The organism is Rhizobacter sp. P3_B12 (assembly GCF_056402895.1).
In genome coordinates this window covers 1-5,954 of the sequence record NZ_JBFUGN010000327.1, presented here as the reverse complement: position 1 = coordinate 5,954, position 5,954 = coordinate 1, and the positions used below count along the sequence as shown (strand labels likewise).

Here is a 5,954-nt window from a genome sequence, read left to right as displayed (position 1 = left end):
GATCCAGCGCCTGCAGCAGGCCACGCGCGAGGTCGCGTCCGGCAACTGGGCGTTCCGGCTCGACATCGGCGGCCACGACGAGATCGGCGAGATGTCGCGCAACTTCGATGCGATGACCACCACGCTGCGCAACTCGTTCGTGCAGATCGAGCGCAGCAACCAGGAGCTGGCGGCGCTCAACCACGAGATCGAGTCGTTCAGCTACTCGGTGTCGCACGACCTGCGGGCGCCGCTGCGCAGCATGGACGGCTTCTCGCTCGCGCTGCTCGAGGACTACGGCGACCGCCTCGACGACGAAGGCCGCGAACACCTCTCTCGCATCCGTGCCGCGAGCCAGCGCATGGGCCGGCTGATCGACGAGCTGCTCGGGCTGTCGCGGGTCACGCGCACCGAACTGGTGCTGCGCAACGTCGACCTCGGCGCGATGGCCCGCGACATCGCGAGTTCGATGCAGAAGATGCACGCGGAGCGCGCCATGCGCTGGGAGATCGACGAGGGCCTGACGGTGCATGCCGACAAGTCGCTGATGCAGATCGCGATGCAGAACCTGCTGGAGAACGCGTGGAAGTTCACGTCGAAGACCGCCGATGCGGTGATCCGCGTCGGCAGCACCGTGAAGGACGGCCGCCCGGTGTGCTTTGTCGGCGACAACGGCGTAGGCTTCGACATGACCTACGCCGACCGCCTGTTCGGTGCCTTCCAGCGCCTGCACCATGAGACCGAGTTCCCGGGCACCGGCATCGGCCTGGCGATCGTCCACCGCATCCTGCGGCGCCATGACGGCAGCATCTGGGCCGAGGCCCGGCCCGGCCAGGGCGCCACCTTCTACTTCCACCTCCCTGGAGCCCCGCGATGAGTGAACAGAAGGCCATCCTGCTGGTCGAGGACAACGACGACGACGTCGCGCTGACGCTGCGCGCCTTCAAGCGCAGCCACCTGATGAACCCGATCGACGTCGCGCGCGACGGCGTCCAGGCGCTCGACTACCTGTTCGCGCGCAACGCGCACGAGCACCGCGCGTCGCAACCGCTGCCCGCGCTGGTGATCCTCGACCTGAAGCTGCCGCGGCTCGACGGCCTGGGCGTGCTGAAGGCGATCCGCGCCGAGGAGCGCACGCGCCTGCTGCCGGTGGTGATCCTGACCTCGTCGAAGGAGGAGCAGGACCTGGTGTCGGGCTACTCGCTCGGCGCCAACAGCTATGTGCGCAAGCCGGTCGATTTCGTCGAGTTCATCGAGGCGGCGAAGGTGCTCGGCTTCTACTGGCTGATGATCAACCAGTTGCCGCCGGACCGTTCGCACGCCTGAGCCGAAGTTTCGAGGCCCCCGCACGATGAGCATGCCGGTCAACATCCTGGTGGTGGAGGATTCCGAGGACGACGCCCGGCTGGTTGCCCGCGTGCTGAGCCGCGGCGGCTTCGCCCCCACCTGCAGGCGCGTGCAGAGCCTGGCCGCGTTGCAGGAGGCCTTCGACCAGCAGCGCTGGGACGCCGTGCTGTCGGACTTCCGCATGCCGCAGTTCAGCGGCATCGAGGCGCTGCAGGCCTTCCGCTCGCGCGACCTCGACATCCCGTTCATCTTCGTCTCGGGGACCATCGGCGAGGAGATCGCGGTCGAGGCGATGAAGGCCGGTGCGAGCGACTACGTGATGAAGCAGAACCTCGCGCGGCTCGCCCCGGTGCTCAAGCGCGAGCTGGCGCAGGCGGTGATCCGCGCCGAGCACCGCCAGGCGCAGCGCGACCTGGAGCTCAGCCGCGACCGCTACATGGATCTCTACGAGCTGGCGCCGGTGGGCTACCTGACGCTCGGCGCCGATGGCCGCATCGAGCAGCTGAACCTGAACGGTGCCGACATGCTGGGCCTGCGCCGCGATGCCTCGGCCGGCCTGCAGTTCGCCGACTTCGTCAACCCGGTGGAGCGCGAGCGCTGGGCGGCGCATTTCGAGCGCGTGCTGCAGGAGGGCACTCGCCAGCGCCTGGAGCTGGCGCTGCAGCGCCCCGATGCCGACGCGCTGCACGTGCAGCTCGACTGCATGCGCGTGGGCGGCCTGGGAGCGGACACGCCGAGCATCCGCGTCGCGATCACCGACATCCACGAGCGCAAGGAGGCCGAGTCGGAGTTGATCCGCTACGAGGCCCAGCTGCGCCATTCGCAGAAGATGGAGTCGATCGGCACGCTGGCCGGCGGCATCGCGCACGACTTCAACAACATCGTCGGCGCGATCCTCGGCAACTCGGCGCTGGCGCTGGAGGCCGTCGGTGCCGACCACCCGGCCGGTGCGCTGCTGCGCGAGGTGCACAAGGCCAGCCTGCGCGCCCGCATGCTGGTGCGGCAGATCCTCACCTTCAGCCGTCGCGAGCCGCAGGAGCTGCAGACGCAGTCGCTGCGGCCGGTGGTCGACGAGACGCACCAGCTGCTGCGCGCCACGCTGCCGGCCGGCGTCGAGCTGCAGACGCGCATCGCCGACGACGTGCCGCAGGTGCAGGCCGATGCCACGCAGGTGCAGCAGGTGCTGATGAACCTCTGCACGAACGCCTGGCATGCGCTGCGCGGCGGTGTCGGCCGCATCTGCATCGGGCTCGACGGCGTGGAGCTGGACCCGGCGACCTGCCAGCGCCTCGGCGGCCTGCGCCCGGGCCGCCATGCGCACCTGTGGGTCAGCGACGACGGCGCCGGCATGGACAACGCGACCCGCGAGCGCATCTTCGAGCCGTTCTTCACCACCAAGCSGGTCGGSCAGGGCACSGGCCTCGGGCTSTCGGTGGYGCACGGCATCGTCGTCGCGCACCACGGCGCCATCGCGGTCGACAGCGAGCCGGGGGTCGGCACCACGCTGCACCTGTACCTGCCGGTGGCCGACACGGCCGGGGCCGCGGCGCGCGCGCCGCGCGTCCAGCAAACCTCGGCAGGCCATGGCGAGCGCGTGTTCTACGTCGACGACGACGAGACGATGGTCATCATGGTCGAGCGCCTGCTGGCGCGCGCGGGCTACCGCGTGCGCACGTTCACCGAGGCGGCGCAGGCCATCGCCCAGGTGCGCGAGCACCCGCGCGAGGTCGACCTGCTGGTGACCGACTACAACATGCCCGGCAACTCGGGCATCGAGCTGGCGCGCGAGCTGGCGCGCATCCGGCCCGACCTGCCGGTGGTGCTCAGCTCGGGCTACATCACCGACGAGCTGCGGGCCGAGGCCCGCGCGGTGGGCGTGCGCGGGCTGCTCGAGAAGGAGAACACCTTCGAGGAGCTGGGCGCGCTGATCGCCCGCATCCTGGCCGGCCCGCCGGACGCCCTCAGGGCAGGCGAGCCAGGCGCTGCCTGAGCAGTTCGCGCAGCGCGCCGGCATCGACCGACGTGAACACGTCGACCGGCGTGCCGAAATCGTCACGGGCCAGCGCGATGCGCTTCGCCGACAGGTGGCCTTCGGTGAGGCCGGGCCGCCAGTCGACCTCGACCCGGCAGCGCTCGGAAGCGAACAGCTCCGGCGCGATCAGCCAGGCCACCGGGCAGGTGTCGTGCAGCAGCGGCCTGTCGCGGCGGAAACCGCGGATCAGGTCGCGCGCGACCGGGCCGCAGCGGTTGCCGAGCGCGCCCAGCGACTCGACCCAGTCGGCCGGCATCGCCGCCTGGCGCGTCACGTCGAGCCCGAACAGCAGCACCGGCGCGCCACTGCCGAGCACGGTCTGCGCGGCCAGCGCATCGGCGTGGAAGTTGAACTCGGCGGCCGGCGTGATGTTGCCGTCGCRGAACGCGGCACCACCCATCACGAGCACGCGCTTCGCGCGCTGCAGCAGGCCGGGGCGCTTGATCTCGGCCAGCGCCAGGTTCGTGAGCGGCCCGATCGCCACCAGCGTCAGGCTGCCGGCCGGCTCGCGCAGCAGCGCCTGCTCGATCACGTCGACCGCGTGCTGCGTGGTGGCGGAGCGGCTGCGCGGCAGCTCGACGCCGCCCAGGCCGTCCTCGCCGTGGACGGTGTTGGTGCGGGCCCGCGGCATCGTCAGCGCGTGGCTGCAGCCGGCGTGCACGGGCACGTCGTGCCGGCCCGCCAAATCGAGCACGCGGCAGGCGTTGTCGGCGGTCATCTCGACCGTGCGGTTGCCCGCCACGGTGGTGACGCCGGTCAGGTCCAGTTCCGGCGCGCCGGCCGCCAGCAGCAGCGCGAGGGCATCGTCGATGCCGGGGTCGCAATCGATGAGGATCGGCGTCGGGGTGTTCATGGCGGTCATTGTGCAGCGGCGGCAGCACGCAGTTGCGGCGCGACGAACTGCGGCATCACCTGCGCGGCGCTTCAGCGCTCCTTCACATAGGCCCGGCCGAGCGCGCGCGGCGCCTCGGCCCGGCCGAAGAAGCCGGCCAGCAGCACCACCGTCAGCAGGTAGGGCAGCGCCTGGATCAGCTCGACCGGCACGCTGCCGAGGCCAGGCAGCTCGACCCCCTGCAGCCGGATCGCGACCGCATCGAGAAAACCGAACAGCAGGCAGGCGACGGCCGCGCGCAGCGGGTGCCATTTGCCGAACACCATCGCGGCCAGCGCCATGAAGCCGCGGCCGGCCGTCATGCCGGGCGTGAACGACGCGTTCTGCGCCAGCGCCAGGTAGCCGCCCGCCGCACCGCACAGCGCGCCGGCCAGCAGCACCGCGCCGTAGCGCAGCGCGCCGACCGAGATGCCGGCCGCATCGACCATCGCCGGGTTCTCGCCGACCGCGCGCAGCCGCAGCCCGAAGCGCGTGCGGTACAGCAGCCACCACGAGGCCGGCACCAGCGCCACGGTGACCCACACCAGCAGGTTGTGGCGCAGCACGCCCTCGGCCAGCAGCGGGCCGACGACGGGCCAGCCCTGCACCGCGTTCGCGGCGCCGGGGAACAGCGCCATGAAGCGGCTGGCATCGCCGATGTTCGGCGTGCGCCCGCCCTGGTGGAACCACACCAGGCCGAGCACCACGGTGAGGCCGGCGGCGATCACGTTCAATGCCACGCTGGAGACGATCTGGTCGCCGCGGTGCGTGACGCAGGCCCAGGCGTGCACCAGCGCGAGCAGCGTCGACACCGCGATCGCGCCCGCCATCGCCGGCCACGCCGGCCAGCCGATCGCGCCCAGGCAGGCGGCGGCGAACGCGGCCGCGAGCATCTTGCCCTCGAGACCGATGTCGATCACGCCGGCGCGCTCGCTGAACACACCGGCCAGCGCGCAGAGCACCAGCGGCACGGCGATGCGCAGCGTCGCGCCCAGAACCGATGCGACGATCAGCCAGTCATCGGTCATGCCGCGCTCCTCGCCAGCCGCCCATACACCCACGCCACCGGCGGCCGCAGCATCAGCGACAACGCGCCGCAGAACAGCACGACGAAGCCCTGCACCGCCACCGACATGTCGCGCGTGAAGGCCGGCATCTCGAACACCAGCTCCGAGCCGCCCTGCGCCAGCGCGCCGAACAGCAACGCCGACAGCACGATGCCCACCGGATGGTTGCGCCCCATCAACGCGACCGCGATGCCGGTGAAGCCGGCGCCGGCGACGAAATCCAGCAGCAGCTTGTGGTGCACGCCGGCGATCTCGTTGACGCCGACCAGCGCCGCGAGCGCGCCCGACAGGCACATCGCGATCACCGTGAGCCGCCGCGGGTCGATGCCGGCATAGCGCGCCGCATCGCTCGCCAGGCCCACCGCACGCAGCGCATAGCCGAGCCGCGTGTGCCACAGCAGCGCCCACAGGCCCACGCAGGCCAGCAGCGCGAGCCCGAACGCGAGGTTCAGCGGCGTGTCGGGCCACTCGATGCCCATGGCACTGAACATGGCCTGCGCGCTCGGCAGCACCGCGCCCGGCGCGAACAGCCGCGACTCCACCGCCTGGTTGCCCGCCACCTTCACGACGTTGACCAGCAGCCACACCATCAGCGTCGACGCGAGGAAATTGAACATGATCGTCGTGATGACGATGTGGCTGCCGCGCCGCGCCTGCA

At 71.4% G+C, this 5,954-nt stretch carries 6 protein-coding genes; 3 read left to right on the top strand and 3 right to left on the bottom strand.

Annotated elements, in window-relative coordinates; all coding sequences use genetic code 11:
• From AC1D01_RS17430 to AC1D01_RS17420, 3 genes are all read left to right on the top strand, one after another.
• On the top strand, nucleotides 1-856 hold an 856-nt coding region (locus tag AC1D01_RS17430; RefSeq protein ID WP_477868414.1), incomplete at its 5' end, for an ATP-binding protein.
• Nucleotides 853-1,305 carry a response regulator gene (locus tag AC1D01_RS17425; RefSeq protein ID WP_477868412.1) on the top strand — a complete coding sequence of 151 codons (453 nt, stop codon included), beginning with the start codon at nucleotides 853-855 and terminating at the stop codon, nucleotides 1,303-1,305. The genes AC1D01_RS17430 and AC1D01_RS17425, both read left to right, overlap by 4 nt.
• A 25-nt stretch (nucleotides 1,306-1,330) precedes the next feature.
• Nucleotides 1,331-3,316, top strand: coding sequence for a hybrid sensor histidine kinase/response regulator (locus tag AC1D01_RS17420; RefSeq protein ID WP_477868410.1), 1,986 nt, complete (start codon nucleotides 1,331-1,333; stop codon nucleotides 3,314-3,316).
• Here AC1D01_RS17420 and AC1D01_RS17415 read toward each other — a convergent pair.
• From AC1D01_RS17415 to AC1D01_RS17405, 3 genes are all read right to left on the bottom strand, one after another.
• Entirely contained in the window at nucleotides 3,288-4,211 is a 924-nt protein-coding gene (locus AC1D01_RS17415; RefSeq protein ID WP_477868408.1) for a nucleoside hydrolase, read from the bottom strand. The two genes, AC1D01_RS17420 and AC1D01_RS17415, sit on opposite strands and share 29 nt — an antisense overlap.
• Before the next feature lie 71 nt (nucleotides 4,212-4,282).
• Nucleotides 4,283-5,257: an ABC transporter permease gene (locus tag AC1D01_RS17410; protein ID WP_477868406.1), complete on the bottom strand. Its 975-nt coding sequence runs from the start codon at nucleotides 5,255-5,257 to the stop codon at nucleotides 4,283-4,285.
• On the bottom strand, nucleotides 5,254-5,954 hold a 701-nt coding region (locus tag AC1D01_RS17405), incomplete at its 5' end, for an ABC transporter permease (RefSeq protein WP_477868404.1). The genes AC1D01_RS17410 and AC1D01_RS17405, both read right to left, overlap by 4 nt.